The following is a 20,093-nucleotide window of genomic DNA, read 5'->3' as shown; positions in this document are numbered from 1 at the left end:
ATGGTACAGTATTTTACAGAAAGAGGTCCGACCTATAATGAAGTCATAGAAACCGTTAAGAGGAAATATGGAAAGAATGCTAGAGTTATGACTTATAAGACAATAGCTCATGGGGGAATATTTGGCTTATTTAGTAGGGATTGGATTGAAGTGTCAGGTTATGTTAGATATGACATTGGACAGCAGCAAATAAATATTGAAGAGGAGAAGCGTAAAATTCTTCAAAGCATTAAAAAAGAAGAAAGCTCTTCAATTGAGGATGTAATTAAGGAGGTTAAATCTCTTAAGAACGAGCTTGCACATAAAAAGGAAGAAGTTAATCATCCAACAATTTTAAAAATAGAAGACATTTTACGTAGTAATGATTTTTCTGAGAGTTACATTAAAGATATTAATAATTTTATTAAAAAAGAGTTTAGTTTATCAGATCTTGATGATTATGATAAAATTAAAGATAGTGTTATAATATACATTGCTAAGACTATTAAATGTTCAGGACCTCTTATTGATAATCTTAAAAAAAGAATTTTTATTTTAGTTGGACCAACAGGTGTTGGAAAAACTACCACTATTGCAAAATTAGCAGCAATTTATGGAATTAATAGTGATGATAAGAGTTTAAATATTAAGATTATTACCATTGATAACTATCGTATAGGAGCTAAGAAACAAATTCAAACATATGGTGATATTATGGGGATTCCTGTTAAGGCAATTGAATCTTTTAAGGATTTAAAAGAAGAAATTACGCAGTCAAAGGATTTTGATCTTGTCCTGATTGATACAATTGGTAAGAGTCCTAAGGATTTTATGAAACTTGCTGAGATGAAGGAACTTCTTAATGCTTGTGGTCGAGATGCTGAATTTCACTTGGCCGTGAGCTCTACTACAAAGACGGCAGATATTAAAGAAATATTTCATCAATTTTCTCCCTTTAGCTATAAGACCGTGATTTTTACGAAACTGGATGAAACAACATGTGTTGGCAATTTAATAAGTTTAATTCATGAAATGAGAAAGGAAGTTTCTTATATTACTGATGGGCAAATTGTTCCTCATAATATTAGTATTGCAGAACCGCTTACCTTTATCAAGAAAATAAATGGATATAGGATAAGTGATGATGTTGAATTTATTCGAAGGCTAAAAAGCAAATCTTATTATTAAGGATAATGTATGATGGAAGATCAGGCTCAAAGTTTACGTGATATTATGAGATTGAATAATAGGGCTAGTTTTGTTATTGATGATAAAATTCAAAATAATAGGACAAGATTTATTGCCGTTACTAGTGGCAAAGGTGGAGTTGGCAAAAGTAATATTGCCGTGGGCCTTGCTCTTAAGTATGCAAGCCTTGGTAAGAAAGTTTTGGTTTTTGATGCAGATATTGGTATGGCTAACATCAATATTTTGCTTGGAGTCATTCCAAAGTACAGTATTTATCATATGATTATGCAAGGCCGAGGTATTAAGGATGTAATAACAAAAACGGAATATAATATTGATCTCTTAGCTGGTGCTTCTGGGACGACAGAACTTTTAGATTTATCAGAGGCCGAGATGAATCAGTTTATAAAGGAGTTATTAAAAGTTTATGAATATGATATAGTTATAATAGATACCAGTGCTGGAATCTCAAGACAGGTTATTTCTTTTTTGTTTTCTAGTGATGACGTAGTTATTATTACAACGCCAGAACCTACTTCTATAACCGATGCTTATGGCATAATCAAGGTTTTATCTCATAAAATGGAAAATTTAAAAAATTTAAGACTGGTTGTCAATAGGGTGGCTAATGTAAGTGAGGGAAAAGTAGTGGCTAAAAAGGTCATTGATATATCAAGTCAGTTTTTAAATTTAAATATTGATTATTTGGGCTATGTTTATGAAGACCAGAATATTAGGAATTCTGTTTTTAAACAAAGGCCTTTTATTTTATTAAATCCTAATAGTAAGGCTAGTTATTGTCTTGATTCTATTGTAGCTGCTCTTGAAGAGATTACTCTTGATAATAAAAGAAGAAGAGGTGTAATAGGTTTTATATCTAAATTTTTTGGCATGGAATAGGTGATATGTTGTTTAATAAGATCAATAAGTATGTTTTATTATTTGGTGTATTTGCATTTATTCTTGCGGTGATGCTTGGCATTTTTGCTCGTGTGCCTTTTATTACAGTATTATTTAGAGCGTTTTTTCAGTTTATATTTTTTTTCTGTGTTGGGCTTTTGCTTGAGTTTGTATATAAAAAGTATTTGTATGATCTATTTAAAGATGATATCTTGAGTGATGATACTGATGAGGTTAATGAGAATAGACACTGTAAGCCCGAATCAGATAACATGAACCTTGCTCCTAAAAATATTCCTCTTAATGAGAATAAGAATATTGATAATGATAATTATGATCGTATGGAAAAATTTAGTGAATATGATGAAGATGCTAGAGAGAGTAAATTTGATATTGAATTTAATAAAAAATTATTAGATCAGATTTCATATGTTGAGAGGACTGATCCAAAAATTGTTGCTGAGGCTATTAAAACTTTGATTAATAAAAAGGAATAATTATGGCTGACATTAGCGATTTTACCGATTTGAGGAATAAAATTAAGCATTATCTAGAAAAAGAGAATAGTGTTAGTTTGATAGAGGTGGAAGCAGATACCCTTGAAGAGGCTTTAAATGATGCTTCTTTAGAACTCTCAGTTCCTTATAAAGACTTGGCTTATGAGGTTTTGGTACGCGGAAATAATGGACTATTTGGATATGGTAAGAGAAAATGGAAAATAGTTGCTTATAGGAATTCTTATTCAAAGTTTGGTGTTACTGATGCTTTAACTTCACAAGATGGATCTGAAGAAGTTACGTCTCTTGATGGGAGATTTTTTATAAGGAGAACTGCCAAGGGAGTATTCTTAAAAGTTACTCCTGCTCAGGGAGATGGGAGTGTTGTTAAGCTTAAAGATGTAATGGATAAATTTGCATCCTATAGTAACATCAAGGATTTAGATAAAGATTTTATTAGATCGGTAGTTGAGAATGCTGATGGTAAGTATGAACAAGTATCTGCTTTTAAGGCCGATCTTGCTGAGAGTGTAACTATGATGGTTCATATATCAGAAGATTCAATGTCAGTAACTATTGAATTTACTGTCCCTGGGCCTTTTGGTGCTGAAGTTTTAGAAAAAGATATTTATAATATTCTTAAAAAATATGGAGTATCAGATCGAGCAGTTCTTAAGGATAAGATAAGAGATTTTGTAGATTATCCGTTTTATGGTGAACCAGTTGAGATGGCAAAGGGAGCAAATCCTGTTAAGGGAAAAGATGCTTATATTAATTTTATTGCTAAGAGTAGGTATTCATGCGAGTATGGTGATGTAGATAATGAGCTTAGAAATGTTAATCAAGGAGATGAACTTGCAGAAATTATTCCCTTATCAGAAGGTATTGATGGATATACTGTTTTTGGGAAAATATTAAAAGCAGAGAATGGTCGAGATTTGGATTTGATTTTGGGAGAGAATACTTTAATGGAAGGGAATAAGATTATTGCAGGATGTGATGGATATATATCTATTTCAAATGGTGTTGTTTCTGTGCATGATGTTTATATTGTTGAGGGTGATGTTGGACCTGGTACTGGGAATATAGTAAATAATGGTATGGTGCTTGTTAGGGGAAGTGTTTTAGATGGATATAATATTATGGCTAAGGGTGGAATAGAAGTTAATGGACTTGTTGGTAGATGTAATTTAAGCACAGATGGATCTATGGTTCTTCGCAGTGGAGTTAATGGAAAGGGTGGTTCAGAGATTTATGCAAAGCAGTTTATTAAGTCCAAGTTTTTAGAAAATGTTAATGTACGATGTGAAGGTAATATTGAAGTTATAAGGGGAATTGTCAATTCTTTTGTTTCTTGTACGAAGAAAGTGCTATGCATTGGAAAGAAATCTAAGATAGTTGGTTCTGATGTTCATGCAAGAGAAGAGATTCGAGCATATTCTATTGGATCTGAGGGTAATGCTGAGACTTTTATTTGGGTTGGGTATGATCCTGAAATAAAAGCTTTGCTATCTGGATTTGCTGAATATCTTGTAAAGATTGAGAAACGGTTGGAAGTTTTAACAAAAGATATTTCTGCCTTAAAGAAGAACATTCAACTTACTGTTGATAAAGCTGAGAAATCTTTGAAGATTGATAGTTGTAATGAGCTTATTAATGAGAGAGATATCTTAATTTTGGAAATAAAGATGGTAAAAGATAAGCAGGAAAGTTTACAGAGGGCGCTTGAAGATAGTAAGACTGATGGTAAGATTTTTGTTGAGTATATAACTTATGCTGGGGTTAAGTTGCATATTAAAGATGCTTATTATGAGCTTCCAAGAGATTATCATAATATCACCTTTGTAGAGGATGACAATATTATTAAAATGGTAGCTTATGTTCCTTTTGAATCTAAATAGGTTACAAATTATAGGAGTAGCTTTATGGATATTAATAATTCATCTGAGATTGTGAAGATAATCACTCAAGGTGCTTTTAAGGTTAGTGAAATTTTAAATGAAGATTTAAGGAAGAGACGAATAAGAGAAAATAAAAATTTAAGTTCAAATCAAAATAAGAGTTATCATGTTGATTCTGAAATAAATAGCATATATCCGACTGATGAGAGCACAGATAGTAAGCTCAATTTTATTACAATATCAAAGGTTGAGACTGCCAAGAGAGATTTATCTGGTATAGATGATATTGATTTGCACGATCCAAAAATTGGAAGAAAAGTTGATATTGAGCGATAGTTTTAGTATAGGACATTCTGTATGTTTGTTGTTTTTTGTTTTATTTTAATTATATTTATTTTTATATATTTTCATGTTTATATTAGTTTACAAATGAAATCTAATAGCATACTTAGGAAATTTAGGAGCGAGGTGGATAAAACTATTATTGAGATTAATCAAGCCACTGATAGGAATATAAATATCATTGAGATAAAGATTGAGAGCTTAAATAGGATTATTAAGGAAGTTGATGAGAGGATAGAAATACTTGATCAAAGGCTATTAGGATTTAATGCCCATTCAATTTCAATGGGAAATAATAATTTTGGCATGAAAGGTGATAGTAGTGCTTATAAGAGTAATTTAGATTATTCAATACCTACTATTGAGAAGAATATAATCAAGGAAGGATATAATATTCGCCAGCAAGTTATTTCGCTTTATGAGCAAGGAATGTCTTTAGAAGTTATTGCTAAAAAATTGAAATTGGATTTGGGTGAAATTGAATTAATTGTTTCAATTCATAGGGGTAGTTGATGGAAAAATGGATAGGCATAGATCTTGGAACTACAAATACTGTAGCGTCTTATTTTGATTCTAATTCTAGGGTGATATTAAATGATAGGGGTGAGCGAATGACACCTTCTATTGTATCTTTTACAGATTCTGGTGTTGTTGTTGGTAGTATTGCTAGACATCAGATATTAGTAAATCCAGATAAGACTTTTTATAATTTTAAAGTTGATATAGGCACTGAAGTTACTTATGAAGTGGGTGACAATACATATAGAGCTGAGGATATTGCGTCTTATTTACTCTTAAATGTGAAGATGAATGCTGAAAAGTTTTTAGGGACAGAAGTGAATGATGTTGTAATAACTGTTCCTGCCTATTTTTCTGAAATTCAAAGAAGAGGTGTGGTAGAAGCTGCAAGTCTTGCAGGATTGAAATGTCGGGCAATACTTAATGAACCAACAGCAGCCGCTTTGTCTTATGCTTTTGAAAAACAAATAGATGGATTATTTCTTGTCTATGACCTTGGTGGTGGAACTTTTGATGTTACTCTTTTAGAAAAACAAAATGATACTTATACTGTTCTTGCAGTTAAGGGTGAGAAGAAGCTTGGTGGCAATAATTTTAATGAAATCATAGAAAAGCATGTTTTAATGCATTTTAAAGAAGAATATCCTGATATTAATTTAGGTGATATTGTTCTTCTTGAGCAAATAAGAGACAGAATTGAAGAGGCTAAAAAGAATTTATCTATTGTGGATGAAGTTGGTATTGTATTGCCTTTTCTTGATGGCAAGCATTTGAATTATAAACTTAAAAGAGATGATTTTAATTCTATGATTAAGGAATTTATAGAGAAAACTATTAATCTTACAAATGAATGTATTGCCGATGCAGGTGTTGAGCTTGAGAGTATTTCAAAAATAATACTCTCAGGAGGTTCAACTAGAATTCCTTTAGTTAAAGAGGGATTGAGAGAAGTTTTTCCTGAAATTGAGGTTTTAGATTCTTTAAATCAAGATGAGGTTGTTGCAAATGGAGCGGCTATTCAGGCTTTTAGTCTTTCAAATAATAGTGCTCTTATTGATTTTAAAGATGTAACGCCTTATTCTCTTGGTATTGAGACTTATAATGATGGATTTTTTACGTTAATTAAGAGAAATACTTTATTGCCTGTTAGTGAGCGAAAAATATTTACAACAACTAATGATTATCAGGAAGAGATTGAGGTACATGTGCTTCAAGGTGAGTATAAGAAGGCATCTTTAAATTATTCCATAGGTAGATTTTTCTTTAGCAATATACAAAAGGCTTTAAAGGGTGTTCCGAAGATAGAAATACTTTTTAATTTGGATGAGAGTGGTATTTTAAGCATTTCTGCAAAAGATTTAGATACTAATGCGTCTAAGTCAGTTGAAATAAGAATGACAAGTGCTTCTTTTGATAGTAATCTTCAAAGAGAAGGTGTTCTTGCTTTGTTAGAAGATATTAGCTCGAGTGATGAGTTAGAAGAGAAAATGGAATTGCTTTAAGCATTTATTTAGATTAATATTGAGAAATATTAATTTTTATTATTTGAGGGTTTACAGGCAGTATATTATTTTTCCAATAATGTCATTGATATTGATAAACCCGTATTCTCTTGAATCAAGGGAGACTTGTCTATTCTCTCCTATTACTAGGTAATAACCCTTTGGGATATATATACTTTCTAATTTTTTTAGATGTTCTTTATTTATATTAAAGGTTAAATTATGTATGGATATTACATTTTTGTTTAACTTTGTAAATTTTTCTCCTGGAATGGCAAAAATTTTTTTAACAGATGTTTTTTTTGTTATAGGGTCTTTAATAAGTACCATTTCGTTTTTTTTGGGTGTGCCCCATAATATGATGTATGTTTCCCTATTCTTTAGTCTAAGTCCATAAGCTAGTTTATTATTTATGATCCAATGTTTTTCTAAAATTATTGGTAACATTGAAGAACCTTTGACTAAATGAAAAGACAGAGATATTTTAATGATTGCTATCATTACTATTGAAGCTAGTAAAATGGGTATTAATACTTGTTTATGGAATTTGATCATTTCTTAAAAAATATCCACTTGAGACTTTTTAAGAAATTGAAATTTCTAGTGTATATTGTATAATAAGGCATATCATGATTATACCAAAAAAGGACCAGAATATATTAAAAAGAAACAGAAATTTTTTATTTGATAGGGCAATTAAAGGTGATTTTGAATTGAGAGATTTTGGTAATAATCGTAATTTCCGTAGACGGAAACGGAATAATTTTTTTCGTTTTATAAATATTCCAAAGAAGCTTTTTGATGTAATTAAATTATTATTTTTAACTTTAGTTAGTAGGATGGTAGGAATTGATGATTCTAAGTACCGATCTTCTTATAAGAAGATTCGACTTTCAATGATTAATGCTTATGATGTCAAGCTAACTTATAGTTTTATTTTTAAGTTTAATGCGATAATTTTTGTTTTAGTATTAATTTTTTATTTGAATATTTTTTCGTATTATGGTTCGTATATTTTTCTAAGTAAGTTAAGTTTTCCCAAAGATTATTTTATTGATACTTTTTTATACTATAGCGATCAAGATTTGACTCAGATCAATAATCATTTATTTGGAGTAGATACAAATAATTATGAGGCAACTGTAAGGAAACCTTTTGTTTTAAAGGTAGTTGAGCATAAGATTAAGCCGGGAGAGACACTCTCTCATATCGCAGCCAGGTATAGCATAACGAGTGAGACTTTAATTTCTTATAATAATATTAAAGATGTGAGGAGCATTAGGCCCAATTTTGTTATTAATGTGCCTAATATGAAAGGAGTTCTTTATACTGTTGAGAAAAATGATTCCCTCTCATCAATTGCAAACAAATATAAGATTCCCAAAGTAGACATCCTTGATGCTAATAATCTTGATAATGAAGTTCTTTATTTAGGGCAAAAGTTATTTATTCCAGGGGGAAAAATGTCTAAGGAGTTACTTAGAAATGCTTTAGGAGAGACTTTCTTATTTCCAACCCAAGGAATTATTACATCAGGTTATGGTTACCGTCCTGATCCTTTTACTAAGACTATTAGTTTTCACAATGGGATCGATATTGCAAATGCAGCTAATACACCTATTTTTGCAACAAAAGAGGGTATTGTGGTAACAGTTGGATTTAGTGTTGGAGGATATGGGAAGTATATTGTTATCTCTCATAATAATGGTTTTCAAACCCTTTATGCCCATTTAGGTTCTTTTGCAGTTAAAGTTGGACAAAGGGTTTCAAGAGGACAAATAATAGGACGTATGGGAAGTACAGGGTATAGTACGGGCAATCATTTACATTTCACCATTTTTAAAGATGGAAAAACAGGGAATCCTATGAAATACCTCAGATAGTGGCTATATATACTTTGATATATCCAATGTTTTAAGTATTTGTATTAATTTTTTTCCTTCTACAAGGTCAATTAACCTACCTTCAATGATTTGTTTGGCTTTCTCAGAAAATATGGCTGGTGCAATACAGAGTCCTTTTAATTTGCTCTCTTTAGTTTTTGAAATAAAGTCTTTTAAAAATAATTCACCAAAATTTTTTTGTTCTGTTCTGACAAATCGGACTATTAGATTTTCTTCCCATTGATTATTTGATAGTTGGAAATTCATGTCTATAAATTGTGAGGTTATTTCATTTATCTTTTTATCTCTTACTTGGAACTTATTTTTATAGATTTTAAGGATAATTGCACTGGCTAGATTATCAAACTTTTCTTTTGGACTTTTAAGATATATTCTTAATGCTAAGTTTTCATTTAGTCTTTTACTAAATTCTAGTTTTTCAGCTATTTTTTGATAGTGTGGGTCAATTCTTTCAACTTGAGTAAACGCCTCGGTTGCTTTTTTGTAGTTCTCACATTCTATGTATAGTTCTCCTAGTTTGTAAAAGAGTTTAAGAAATATTTTTGTAGGTAAATCAGGTTTGACTTTCATCATTTCTCTAACGTTATCTTCTAGTTTTGCTAAGTTGTTATTTTTTGAATTAATATCAGATTCAATTAGGAGAGCTTCATATATCATTCCATCTTTATTTTTGATTTTGTTTGCAATATCAAGTGCAAGATGGTCTTGATTTAATTGAGATAGGGATTGGGCATATGCTAATAGAGCATTTATATCATTTTGTATATATTTGCTTATACCACTAAATATTCCAACAGCTTTAGTATAGTTGCCTGTATAAAAGAGAGTTATTCCTATGTATTTTAAAGCATCTTTATTATTTTTATCACATTTATATATCTTTGTAAGATAATGGAGTGCTTCTTTGTAATGTGCATTTCGTAGGAAAGCTATTCCAAGATAGTAATTCACATCCATATCATTTTTTTTTATGACATATGCTTTTTTAAGAAATTCTAATGCTTCTGCATTAAAATTTCTCTCAAGATTATAAAAACCATAACTTAAGAAAGCCTTAAAAGAGTCTATTTCTTGATTTATAGGATTTTCTTCTGCAAGTTGGCATAATTTTCTTGCATATTTAATTCCGTTTTCAAAGTCTTTATTGGAATAATAATAATCGTTTAGAGTTTGCAAAGCACTTATGTCATTTGGGTTTGTTTTTAACATATTTGCAGCTTGTTCTGTTATTTTTTTTGTTTTGTTTAATGTTTTGTTATGTCTACCTTTTTTTCTTGTTTTGCTATTTGATATTGCAATTTTAAAGAATAAAAATACCACAGCAGATATTGCAATTGAGGACAGTATTATAAATAATGGTAACACCCTAACTTCTCCTAAAAAATCATATTTAGTAATATCATATAAAACAAGTAATGCATAGCCTTTGGGTATTTTTTCTTTTACCTAAAAGCTTACTTACAAGTTGAATATAATATTAATTATATTATATTATTGTTATAGTTAATTATATATGAATATATGAATTTGTTTTTGCAAAAGAACAAAAAGGTTGGAATTCTTGAAAGGTTTTTTAGCCATAAGGCTTTCTAATGATGAATATTTTTCGATTTTAAGTTTGGATGATACTACTGTTAAGAGAGTAGTATTGGGTAAGCTTGCAGATGAAACTAATGTGAAATTGGATCTTTATATTAGTAAGTATGAAGATTTTTCTAATCCTGTTATTATTGGGTCTTTTTTCTTAGATAATCTTAGAAAAGAGAGTTCTAATATAAATGTTTATTTTAAAATAGATTCTATGATGCTTTATGTTTATGGTGAGTGTGATGGCATTACAAATAAATCTAAGTTTGATTTAAGCTTGATTAATCTTGCTGTAGGCTCAGGAGAAATTAGTTTGGAGGATGCTAAGTCGAATGATTTGCCCATTAGGTTTAGTGAGGCAAAGCATGAAGAGGGATTCGCCGAAGAATTTGGAAGTGTTGTTGAACAAGATGGCTCTCTAGATGTTGGCTTAGATAATGTTGATAGTTTATTTGATCCCCAGTCTTTGTTTACAAACGAGAAGCTTTCCAGTAATGAGAATAATTTAAATTTGTTATCAGATTCTTTAAGTTTAGATAATGATATATTGGTAAGTGAAAATTTAAATTCTGAGTCTAATCTTAATTTAGAGAATTTTGATTTTGAGCTTACAAAGGATAAGTTTGAGAATAATATTGACGAAGGGAATGGAATTGAGCATGTCCTTAGTGATAAGGATACTGTTAGTCAAGATGTTTCCGATTTAAATAATATTCCTGTTGATATTAGTGATGCGAGTGTTGTTTCTGATAGTTTTGATACTAATAATGTGAAATTAGTTGAAGATGATAACACTAATTTTGGTGATATTAATGTTAATGCTTCGCAAGAGTCTTATTCTGATGATTGGAATATTGACGATATTATTACAGATATTGATAAGGAATTGAATGAGAGCGAATTTAGTGATGTTGTTTTGGATTTGAGTGATGAAAATTTTGCTACAGATTTTGAAGAGAGTCGATTAGATGTGGATTCAGAAGAAGGCCTTATTCAAACTTCTATGCTTTATTTAAGTCTTATTTCTTTATTTCTTTTGATATTCTTTTCATTATTTTTGATTTTTTCTAAAGTATTAAATCCTAGAAATTTTGCAATTTCTTATTATTCTTTTTATAAGGAAGAAAAAATTACTAAATGTGAAAAAAATAATTATGTTTAAGCAAATTGTTTGTTTGTTCTTGTTAAGTTTATTTTCTTGTTCTTTTGGAAAAGAATCTTTAAGTAACAATATAGTTAAAAGGAATGTGAATGATTTTGATTTAAATCATCTGAGTTGGTTATGGAATTTTGACTATTTGGGACAAAGTTTCGATGACTATTTTGGCATAGATTCAAATTCTTATGTGTATGTTGCCTATCTTTTTAAAAAAATAGGATATGATGAAAAGTTTAGAGAATATATGCATAAGGCAATAAAGAGTAGTAATGATATTGCATCTCAATTTGCTGGTGTTAAGCTTCTTGAATATTATAATGCTAGAAGGGAATACCCTGAGGCTGAACTTATTGGGCGTAAGCTTTACAAAAGATATGATAATAATAAATTTATTATATTAGGATATTTTAAAAGTCTTTATTGGCAAAAAAAGAATGATGAGGCTCTTTTAGTTTTAAATAAACTGGAAAAGATGGATTTTGTACAGTCTCAAGAGAATGAAAACCTTTTATTTAAGGCGGTTCTTTATTTTAACGCTTCTGATATTAATTCATCATTGGTGTATTTCAGGAAATTATTTGAAGAGCTTCCAGCAGAATATTTACATGTAAGGGCTCATGATTATCTTGTTCTTGAAGAGAGATCCAGTCTTTTAAATCCAAGTTTTTTAAATCTTATTAAATTTAAAGCTTTGGTAGCTAATGGAGATTTAAAAGGTGCAATCAATATATTAAATGATGATTTTAAGAAATATTATGATAACTTTGTATTTTTAAATGATGTTTATAAGGCTTTTCTGGATTCAGGTTATATTAGCAAGGCATTATCTTTTTTTAGTAATTTAAATAGTATTTATAAGGATTATTATTTAGGGCTTATAAATTTAAGATTAAAAAAGGACGTAGGTTTTCTTACCATAGTTAAATATTTAGAAAATACTTCTCTTGAAAATGAACCTTATAGATTAGAAATGCTTAATGAAATTTTTAGCAATTTAGTATTTCTTGAAAATACAAGAAATTATTTTTCAGAAAACATAGCTAGATTTTATACAAGCAAAGATAAGAGCGATCTTGGTTTTATTAGGGCATTAGATCGGTATATCTTAGAAGCTGTGCAACTTGAGGATTATGATAATTTATATGCACTCTATCGTAATGGTAAAGATGTAATTGATGGTTCTGTTTTATCTAGACTTTCCTTTATTAATGCAAGGCTTATATATCATAAATTGATTTCTCCTAAATCAAGAGATGAGTACAGTGAACTTTTATATTCTTCTATTAAGTATAATCGGACCTCTTATTCCTCATTTATGAGCAAATATTTATTGGATCAAAATATTAATGATTATTTTGAAAATGCTTTAGATATTCAGTATGATCATTCTGATTATGAAAGTTTTTTAGAGGGGTTTTTGAAATTTAATTTGCATTCTTATGTTAGTGCTTTTGTTGCTAATGATTTTAAGAATGGTTATAGATTTTCTCCTAATTTTTATCGTAATCTTTATGATGAACTTGTGAAGCATGAGTATTATTATGAATCTACACTTGCTATTAATTATCTTGTAAGACAGGAGAATTCGGCTTTAAGTAGAGATGATTATAAGCGTATCTATCCGTATTTGTATAGTGCTTTAATTAAGTATTGGTCAAAGAGGAGAGGACTTGAGTCTAGTCTTGTGTTTTCTTTAATAAAGGCTGAGAGTAGTTTTAAAAGAGATGCTGTATCTAAACCTGGTGCTATTGGACTTATGCAAATTATGCCTTTAACATCAATTGATGTTTCTAGAGAGATTAAATATTATGATTATGATTTGAAACAACCAAAAGATAATGTTATTATAGGAACTTATTATTTAAATAAAAGGATAAAAATGCTAGGAGAGGTATATAAAGCTCTTGCATCTTATAATGGTGGAATTGGAAATGTGCGAAAATGGGAGAAGGATTATGGACATTTACCCAAGGAGCTTTTTATTGAAGCAATTCCTTTTGGGCAAACTAGGAATTATATTAAGAAAATATTGGTTTACTGCGTGTTGTATGATGCTTTATATGAGAATAGGGGAATGGATTTTATCATAGAGTATATTATGGGTAAATTTCCCAAGAGTTTTTAGGTTGTTGATAACTAGATGGAAAATGTTTTAAGAGTTGTGATTTTAGGCTTTATTCAAGGAATTGCTGAATTTTTGCCCATATCTAGTTCAGGGCATTTATTGCTTTTAAAAAAGTTTATGCATATTGATCTCCCAATAGTATTTGATATTTATTTGCACCTTGCAACTGTTTTAGTTGTAATGATTTATTATTGCAGGCGTATATTAGAACTTGTGGCAGTCTTAGTAAAATTTGTTTTAGGAAAAACTACTGAATGTGATTTTGCCAAATTAAGATTAATATTACTCATATTAATAATCACTATTATTACAGCATTTATTGGAATTTTTATAGAAATGTTTAAGGGATTATTTACTCTTAATTTGGTTTTAATTAATTTTATTGTGACAAGTATTTTATTGTTTTTACTTGAATCTAGGATTGTAATTTTTGATTTGAAAAGGAATATCTTGCTTGCGGGGTGTTTGATTGGGACTATGCAGGGAATTGGAGCTATGCCGGGTATTTCTCGTTCAGGAATTACAATTTTTGCTTCAGTTTTGCTTGGGTTTAGCAGGTCAGAGTCATTTGAGATTTCATTTTTATCTTTGATTCCTATTGTTTTTGGAAGTTTACTTTTAAAGTATAAGGAGTTATTTGAATCAGATATGCTTTTTAGTATTTTTGAGATAAATCTGGGGGCAATTATTGCTTTTCTGGTTGGATTATTTTCAATTAGTTTATTTGTTAAAATGCTTCAAGATAGTAAACTTTATTATTTTTCGGTTTATTTAATTATACTTGTAAGCTTAGTTTATTTCCTTTTTTGATTTTAATAGAGTATGAAAAATTTTTATCATTATTTTCAGTTTTTATTTTTTTTTATGTTGGGTGTTATATCATTCTCGCTTTTTGTGGCATTAACTCCTGTAGGAAATATATTCATATTTTTTGTTTTTAATCTCATAGGTCATATGCTTCTAAATACTTTTTCTTTTTTGTCATTTTATCTGATACTTTATCCGCTTGTAAATTGGTATGTTTATCGCACCAATATGCTTAGCAAGAGATTTATATTTAATTGGAATTATACGGTTATTTTATTTTTTACTTTAACATTTTGGTTAAAAATTAATTCTAAGCTTGAGGGTTCTAATTTTATTAATTGGTTTTTAAGTAATTTTGGGATTATGCTTGGTAATTTTTTTGTTTTTCTTATCTTAGTTTTGGAACTTATTGTTTGGATTTACTTAAACTATGTCTTTTTTAAAGATACTAGCTTTATTTTAAATACTTTCCATTTTATAGTATTTAAATTTAAAATCTTGTTTGAAAGTGTGTTTGCCTGTTTTCCGTTTTTAAGTACTCTAAAAATTAAAAAAAATATTAAAGTTTATAAAGATTGTGATGGTAATTTAGATACAAATAAGACTTCTGATCGGGAAGATAATATTATTAATGATGAAGAGTATCAGGCTTTATGGTCTTTTAAAGCCTTTTTGAGAAAGCCCAATAAGCCTTTAGATGTTGATTTAGATAAAACTATTTTTGGTAAGTCAAAGGTGAGAGATGAAAAATTATCAGAAGAGCAATCTTTTAAAGAGTCTCAGTGTGATTTAAATATTGAAGATGATTCTAAGTATAAAGTGTTAACAGAATTTGAGGATAATAAGTTAGTATCTGGTGGGAAAATTAAGGCTAGTGATATAAGACATAAAGGAATAATAAATAATATTGCCAAGAGTAATGGTGGAGACTTATTAGTAGATAAGGATATTGGTAAGTATTTAATAGATATTTCTGTTTTTGATCAAAGAGAACCTACAAGTGAAGCTGAAGATATTGAATATGAGAAAGAAATTCAAAGGCAATCGATGATTTTACAAGAAACTTTTAGAGAATTTAATATTAATGCCAAGCTTATTGATGTTATTAAAGGACCTGTTGTTACAATGTATGCTGTTCGTCCTGATAAAGGTATTAAGCTTTCAAGAATAACTTCTATATCTGATAATATAGCCTTAAGACTTGCAGCAGTTCGGGTTAGGATTATTGCGCCAATACCTGGTAAAGAAGCTGTTGGGATTGAAATTCCTAATAAAAGACGAAAATTTATTTTGATCTCAGAAATAATAAATAGTAAAGAATTTCAAAATGATTTTAAGGTACCTTTTGCGCTTGGTAAAGAAATTAATGGCAGTAATGTTGTTTTTGACCTTATTACCGCTCCCCATCTTTTAATAGCAGGTGCTACTGGTGCTGGGAAGTCGGTTTGTGTGAATTCACTAATTGCTTCAATTATTTTTTCAAAATCACCAGATGATGTCAAACTTGTATTAATAGATCCCAAAGTGGTTGAGCTTAAGCTTTTTAATGATATTCCACATTTGTTAACCCCAGTTATTACTGATGTAAATAGAGCCTTGGAAGCCCTTCGTTGGTGTCTTGATGAGATGGAGAGAAGATATGTTCTTCTTGATAATTTTCTTGTTAGAGATATTAATGCTTATAATAAAAAAATACTGGAAGAGGGGTTAAATGAAGCGCCATTACCTTATTTGGTAATCATTATTGATGAATTCGCAGATTTGATCCTTTCTGCAAGAAAAGATTTAGAAAATTTGATTTCTAGGCTTGCGGCTATGGCTAGAGCCGTTGGAATGCATTTAGTTCTTGCTACTCAAAGGCCATCAGTTGATGTTATTACGGGAGTAATAAAGGCTAATTTTCCCTCAAGGATTTCTTTTATGGTTGCTAGTTCTATGGATTCAAGGATAATTCTTGGGGCATCAGGTGCTGAGAAACTTTTAGGAAAAGGAGATATGCTTTATGTTAGCCCTACTACACCTTTTCCCCAAAGAATTCAAGGTGGATTTTTGAATGAAAAAGAAGTTTACAGATTAGTTGGGGAAGTCAAAAAATTTGGTACCCCGAATTATATTGATGATGAGATATTTATTGATAGTGCTGTTGCAGCTGATACTGTGGTTTTAAATCCTTCAGATGAGCCCATGTTTGAGGAAGCTATTGAAATTGTTCGCTCTACTAAAAAAGCATCTGCGTCTTATCTGCAAAGACGATTAAAGATAGGATATAATAGGGCTGCACGGATTATTGAGCTAATGGAAGAAATGGGATATATAGGTCCTGTAAATGGTTCAAAACCCCGAGATGTTTTTATTTAATATTAAAAAGGACATTCAATATGAATATCCCTATTTTATTATTTTCCGATTTTTTGTTTTAGCTTTCTTACTTTTTTTGCTTGTTTTCTTTTGAATGCTTTTTCTTTTTTGACGCGAATGGTGGATGGTTTTTCGTAATATTCTCTTCTTTTCCATTCTCTAATTATTGCTTCTTTTTCAATCATTCGTTTGAAACGTTTTAATGCTTTTTCTAGTCCTTCATTTTTGTCAACATTGACAGTTACCAAAAAATCACCTCCTTATTTTTACTCTATCCTTTTAGTGTTATTGATTATTTGATTTTTGTCAATAAGCATTTGTTCTAAGAAAAAATCTGGATTTACTGCAACGCCATTGATTCTGACTTCGAAATGTAGGTGGGGTCCTGTTGAAATTCCTGTGTTGCCAACATGACCAATATATTCTCCTGTATTTACTATTTTGTGCTCTTTAACTCCAAATTTTGAGAGATGTAAATAAATTGTAAATACCCCTGGTAAATGTTGGATAATTACGGTCTTACCAGTAATTTCTCTATTTCTTGCAAATACTACTTTCCCTCTACCAGCTGCGAAAATAGGTGTTTTTTCTCTTTTAAGTGGAGCATAATCTTTTCCATTATGCATTTTATGGTTTGATATTTTTTTATTGTCTTGCATATAAATTCTTTGGTCCCCATAAGGACTAGTTATTTTATATTGATCTTTTATTGGATGAACCAATGTATCGTAGTGGTAAATTGTTGTATCTCCTATATTGCCAATTATGTTCCATAACGTGAGAGCTTGTTCTTTTGCTTTAGGTGATTGTTGACTTTTAATAAGTTTGGATTTTGTTTTGTTAAGTTTGACTGTTGTTTTTTTAAATGCAAATTTTTTTATCTCTATTTCCTTTATGTATTCTTTATTTGCAAATTCTATTTTGATTTTCTTTTTTCCTTCTTTGATCATTGGTGTGACTCCTATTATGGCTATATGATATTCTCTTTTTCCTACGTTGAATTTGAAAGGGGAAGCACTTAAAATAGGTTTTTGATTTGTACCTAAAAGAGACAATTTTTTGAAATTTTTGGTGCTTGCAAAGTAGATATTTTCTCCCTGAAAAGCTTCTTTTTTATAGTAAATTTTTATGATATCATTATTTACTGCATTTATCTTAAATAATCCTGTTATCAATATAAATAAAAGGCTTTTAATATTAAGCACTAATTTTTTCTCTTTTTGATATCAATAATTTTTAAAATTTTGTCGTTTTGATTGTAAAGGTCTTCACCAACTGTGAATATTATGTCTATATTTTGGCCATCTTTAATACCAAGTTCTTGGATTTTTTGAGTGCCATTAAAGTAAATAGCCCTATAATAATCTTTATTATTTTTGATTTTCATGCTTATATGTTTTGAAGTTCCATTTTTGTCAATTGTTCTTAGATCTTGAATGTATATATCTTCCATCATTAGAATAAATTCTCTAAAACCATGTCCGTAAGGTTCAAATAAGTCTATTATTTTTAAAAGTTCTCTCTTATTGAAGTCTTTAGGTATAATTGCATCGATTAGTATTGAATCTTCATGTATTTCTTTGTATTCTATTTTGTCAAGAGCGTTTTCAAGTTCTTTTATGAATTCATTTAATACAGCCTCATAGAGTGTAAATCCAGCAGCAGCTTTGTGTCCCCCAGAATTTATTATTAAATGACTTGGTATCATTGAAATTAATTCTTTTGAATTTACTTTATTGTTTGATCTTATGGAGCCTTTAATGATATTTTCTTGTTTTGTTAGGAAAACGGCAACTTTTTGATAATAAGCGGAAAGTCTTGTTGCCATTCGAGAACTAATTCCTTTTGGAGTTTGTTTGTCGTAACATACTATGAATTTATCATTTTTGAAAATGGTATTCTCATCATGTGCAATCCAAGATGCTTCTTCCTTGCGTTTTCTTAAAGTATTTATGTTTTTGATTTCTTTAAACTTATTTTCTATCTGATTAGTATCTTCGGCTAATAAAAATTGAATTGTAATATCTGCTTTCTCAAGTCTGCCTGTTGAATTTAATATTGGAGCGACTTTAAATGCAATATCTGTTGAAGTGATGATTGGTTTTGTTAGTATATTAACTTCTTTTAATAGGTAATTAATGGATATGTTTTCTCTTAGTGCGATTTCTTTAAGTCCTTCTTTTACAACTATTCGATTTTCATTAATAATTGGCATATTATCAGCAATGGTTCCTATTGCGACAAATTTAAGTCTTTTAAGACAGTTTTTTAGTAAATCTTTATTTACTTCAAATATTATGTTGTAAAATACGTAATATAGTTTTTCTTTAGTATCAGTTTTTCTATATTTACAATATTTGGTAATTTGCATTAGTTCTTTTAGTGTTTTTTTGGCAAATTTAGGATATTTTTTTACAAAATTTTCACTAATATCAATTGTTTCGATATCTATTTTATAATTAAAGAACTCATTTAGGAGTTGATTTTGTTCATTTTTATTAAATACAATTACGTATTTACTTTTTGAGAATTCTTCTAGCTTATTAATATTGATTTGCAAGTCATTATTGCTTTCGAGGGCGATGTACTTTTTAAACATGTAGTTGTTTATTTCTATTGCATGAAGTGTAATGTTATTATTTAATCTTTCTAGAAATAAAAATACCATGTTTTTATTATAAAGATTGGTAGTGGATAGGTATAATGCAAGACATGCTTTAAAACTTACGTAACATCCAGCTATTTCTTTAAATGGAGAGGGATCTCCTTTTAAATGAGGATCAATAATGATATTTTCTATGTCAATTTCTTTGTTTGGAAGATGATGATCTGTAATTATTACTTCTATGTTTTTTGATCTTGCATAGTTTGCTTCTTCAATATTGGAAATTCCACAATCAACAGTAATTATTATTGAGATTTTATCTTCAAATGCCTTATCAATGATCTCTTTTGTAAGACCGTAAAATTCCCCATTGGAGGGTATCTTATAGGTTACATTTATTCCAAAATCTTTAAGAGTTTCATACATTATGATTGTAGCTGTGATACCGTCAGCATCCTTATCTCCAAATATTAATACATTTTCCTTCTCCGCAATAGCTTCATTCATTCTATAAGTGAATTTGTCTATGTTTTTTAATAAAAATGGATTGTGCATTAAATTTACACTACTTTCAATAAAAAATAGAAAATCTTCTTCTTTAATTTCTCTTCTAAGTAGTAGTGTTGCTTCAAGAAGGCTAATGTTATATTTTTTTGCGATATTGACTACATTTTCTTTTGGGATATCAATTTCTTTTTTTTTCCAAATTTTCATGTTTTA

General features: G+C 29.4%; 16 protein-coding genes and 1 pseudogene. 12 read left to right on the top strand and 5 right to left on the bottom strand.

Features of this window, described 5'->3' with window-relative positions:
• The 7 genes and pseudogenes from flhF to bhDAH_RS01320 all read left to right on the top strand — a co-directional run bounded on the left by flhF (nt 1) and on the right by bhDAH_RS01320 (nt 6,828).
• Nucleotides 1-1,167, top strand: a complete 1,167-nt coding sequence (flhF, locus tag bhDAH_RS01350) for a flagellar biosynthesis GTPase FlhF (protein ID WP_043924413.1) — start codon at nt 1-3, stop codon at nt 1,165-1,167.
• Nucleotides 1,168-1,179: 12 nt separating this feature from the next.
• Nucleotides 1,180-2,067 carry a MinD/ParA family protein gene (locus bhDAH_RS01345; protein WP_025406377.1) on the top strand — a complete coding sequence of 296 codons (888 nt, stop codon included), beginning with the start codon at nt 1,180-1,182 and terminating at the stop codon, nt 2,065-2,067.
• Between the two features lie 5 nt (nt 2,068-2,072).
• On the top strand, nt 2,073-2,564 hold the full coding sequence (locus tag bhDAH_RS01340) for a hypothetical protein (protein WP_012422042.1): 492 nt from the start codon (nt 2,073-2,075) through the stop codon (nt 2,562-2,564).
• A gap of 2 nt (nt 2,565-2,566) precedes the next feature.
• Nucleotides 2,567-4,465, top strand: coding sequence for a FapA family protein (locus bhDAH_RS01335; RefSeq protein ID WP_012422041.1), 1,899 nt, complete (start codon nt 2,567-2,569; stop codon nt 4,463-4,465).
• A gap of 24 nt (nt 4,466-4,489) precedes the next feature.
• The gene (locus tag bhDAH_RS01330) at nt 4,490-4,801 is read left to right on the top strand and encodes a hypothetical protein (RefSeq protein WP_012422040.1); all 312 of its coding nucleotides are present in this window, start codon (nt 4,490-4,492) and stop codon (nt 4,799-4,801) included.
• A gap of 21 nt (nt 4,802-4,822) precedes the next feature.
• A pseudogene (locus bhDAH_RS01325) lies at nt 4,823-5,378 on the top strand (DUF6115 domain-containing protein).
• A complete protein-coding gene (locus bhDAH_RS01320; protein WP_043924412.1) occupies nt 5,320-6,828 on the top strand; it encodes an Hsp70 family protein in 1,509 nt (502 codons plus the stop codon). The pseudogene bhDAH_RS01325 and the gene bhDAH_RS01320 overlap by 59 nt, the downstream one beginning before the upstream one ends.
• Before the next feature lie 51 nt (nt 6,829-6,879).
• Here bhDAH_RS01320 and lepB read toward each other — a convergent pair whose 3' ends face one another.
• Nucleotides 6,880-7,383, bottom strand: a complete 504-nt coding sequence (lepB, locus tag bhDAH_RS01315) for a signal peptidase I (RefSeq protein WP_012422037.1) — start codon at nt 7,381-7,383, stop codon at nt 6,880-6,882.
• 74 nt (nt 7,384-7,457) lie between these two features.
• Between lepB and bhDAH_RS01310 the strand changes: the two genes are divergently transcribed.
• The gene (locus bhDAH_RS01310; protein WP_012422036.1) at nt 7,458-8,711 is read left to right on the top strand and encodes a peptidoglycan DD-metalloendopeptidase family protein; all 1,254 of its coding nucleotides are present in this window, start codon (nt 7,458-7,460) and stop codon (nt 8,709-8,711) included.
• A gap of 3 nt (nt 8,712-8,714) precedes the next feature.
• Here bhDAH_RS01310 and bhDAH_RS01305 read toward each other — a convergent pair whose 3' ends face one another.
• Complete coding sequence (locus bhDAH_RS01305) at nt 8,715-9,941, bottom strand: tetratricopeptide repeat protein (RefSeq protein ID WP_411431481.1); 1,227 nt, start codon at nt 9,939-9,941, stop codon at nt 8,715-8,717.
• A 352-nt stretch (nt 9,942-10,293) separates the two neighbouring features.
• On the opposite strand from bhDAH_RS01305, the gene bhDAH_RS01300 reads away from it, so the two are divergent.
• The 4 genes from bhDAH_RS01300 to bhDAH_RS01285 are packed head-to-tail and all read left to right on the top strand — an operon-like array spanning nt 10,294 to nt 16,768.
• Nucleotides 10,294-11,481, top strand: coding sequence for a hypothetical protein (locus tag bhDAH_RS01300; protein ID WP_226285580.1), 1,188 nt, complete (start codon nt 10,294-10,296; stop codon nt 11,479-11,481).
• Complete coding sequence (locus bhDAH_RS01295) at nt 11,474-13,603, top strand: flagellar assembly lytic transglycosylase (RefSeq protein ID WP_172792908.1); 2,130 nt, start codon at nt 11,474-11,476, stop codon at nt 13,601-13,603. The genes bhDAH_RS01300 and bhDAH_RS01295 overlap by 8 nt, the downstream gene beginning before the upstream one ends.
• A 15-nt stretch (nt 13,604-13,618) precedes the next feature.
• On the top strand, nt 13,619-14,413 hold the full coding sequence (locus bhDAH_RS01290) for an undecaprenyl-diphosphate phosphatase (RefSeq protein WP_012422032.1): 795 nt from the start codon (nt 13,619-13,621) through the stop codon (nt 14,411-14,413).
• A 12-nt stretch (nt 14,414-14,425) separates the two neighbouring features.
• Nucleotides 14,426-16,768 carry a DNA translocase FtsK gene (locus bhDAH_RS01285; protein WP_012422031.1) on the top strand — a complete coding sequence of 781 codons (2,343 nt, stop codon included), beginning with the start codon at nt 14,426-14,428 and terminating at the stop codon, nt 16,766-16,768.
• Between the two features lie 38 nt (nt 16,769-16,806).
• Here bhDAH_RS01285 and rpsU read toward each other — a convergent pair whose 3' ends face one another.
• From rpsU to recJ, 3 genes are read right to left on the bottom strand one after another with little or no spacing between them, the layout of a single operon-like run.
• The gene (gene rpsU, locus bhDAH_RS01280) at nt 16,807-17,016 is read right to left on the bottom strand and encodes a 30S ribosomal protein S21 (RefSeq protein WP_012422030.1); all 210 of its coding nucleotides are present in this window, start codon (nt 17,014-17,016) and stop codon (nt 16,807-16,809) included.
• Between the two features lie 18 nt (nt 17,017-17,034).
• Nucleotides 17,035-17,973, bottom strand: a complete 939-nt coding sequence (locus tag bhDAH_RS01275; RefSeq protein ID WP_012422029.1) for a M23 family metallopeptidase — start codon at nt 17,971-17,973, stop codon at nt 17,035-17,037.
• Entirely contained in the window at nt 17,973-20,087 is a 2,115-nt protein-coding gene (gene recJ, locus bhDAH_RS01270; protein WP_012422028.1) for a single-stranded-DNA-specific exonuclease RecJ, read from the bottom strand. Before recJ ends, bhDAH_RS01275 begins: the two co-directional genes overlap by 1 nt.
• Between the last annotated feature and the right edge of the window lie 6 nt (nt 20,088-20,093).

Origin of the sequence: Borrelia hermsii DAH (assembly GCF_023035675.1) — a bacterium.
Lineage (GTDB): Bacteria > Spirochaetota > Spirochaetia > Borreliales > Borreliaceae > Borrelia > Borrelia hermsii.
The sequence above is the reverse complement of the archived record's forward strand: the minus strand, read 5'-3'. Positions and strand labels throughout refer to the sequence as shown.

What these genes read in the sequence shown, in the direction of transcription:
- bhDAH_RS01305 (WP_411431481.1), bottom strand. Translation starts at nt 9,941, where the DNA reads ATGTTAAAAACAAACCCAAATGACATAAGTGCTTTGCAAACTCTAAAC.
- flhF (WP_043924413.1), top strand. Translation starts at nt 1, where the DNA reads ATGGTACAGTATTTTACAGAAAGAGGTCCGACCTATAATGAAGTCATA.
- lepB (WP_012422037.1), bottom strand. Translation starts at nt 7,383, where the DNA reads ATGATCAAATTCCATAAACAAGTATTAATACCCATTTTACTAGCTTCA.
- bhDAH_RS01320 (WP_043924412.1), top strand. Translation starts at nt 5,320, where the DNA reads ATGGAAAAATGGATAGGCATAGATCTTGGAACTACAAATACTGTAGCG.
- bhDAH_RS01285 (WP_012422031.1), top strand. Translation starts at nt 14,426, where the DNA reads ATGAAAAATTTTTATCATTATTTTCAGTTTTTATTTTTTTTTATGTTG.
- bhDAH_RS01290 (WP_012422032.1), top strand. Translation starts at nt 13,619, where the DNA reads ATGGAAAATGTTTTAAGAGTTGTGATTTTAGGCTTTATTCAAGGAATT.
- bhDAH_RS01335 (WP_012422041.1), top strand. Translation starts at nt 2,567, where the DNA reads ATGGCTGACATTAGCGATTTTACCGATTTGAGGAATAAAATTAAGCAT.
- bhDAH_RS01310 (WP_012422036.1), top strand. Translation starts at nt 7,458, where the DNA reads ATGATTATACCAAAAAAGGACCAGAATATATTAAAAAGAAACAGAAAT.
- bhDAH_RS01295 (WP_172792908.1), top strand. Translation starts at nt 11,474, where the DNA reads ATGTTTAAGCAAATTGTTTGTTTGTTCTTGTTAAGTTTATTTTCTTGT.
- bhDAH_RS01345 (WP_025406377.1), top strand. Translation starts at nt 1,180, where the DNA reads ATGGAAGATCAGGCTCAAAGTTTACGTGATATTATGAGATTGAATAAT.
- bhDAH_RS01340 (WP_012422042.1), top strand. Translation starts at nt 2,073, where the DNA reads ATGTTGTTTAATAAGATCAATAAGTATGTTTTATTATTTGGTGTATTT.
- bhDAH_RS01330 (WP_012422040.1), top strand. Translation starts at nt 4,490, where the DNA reads ATGGATATTAATAATTCATCTGAGATTGTGAAGATAATCACTCAAGGT.
- recJ (WP_012422028.1), bottom strand. Translation starts at nt 20,087, where the DNA reads ATGAAAATTTGGAAAAAAAAAGAAATTGATATCCCAAAAGAAAATGTA.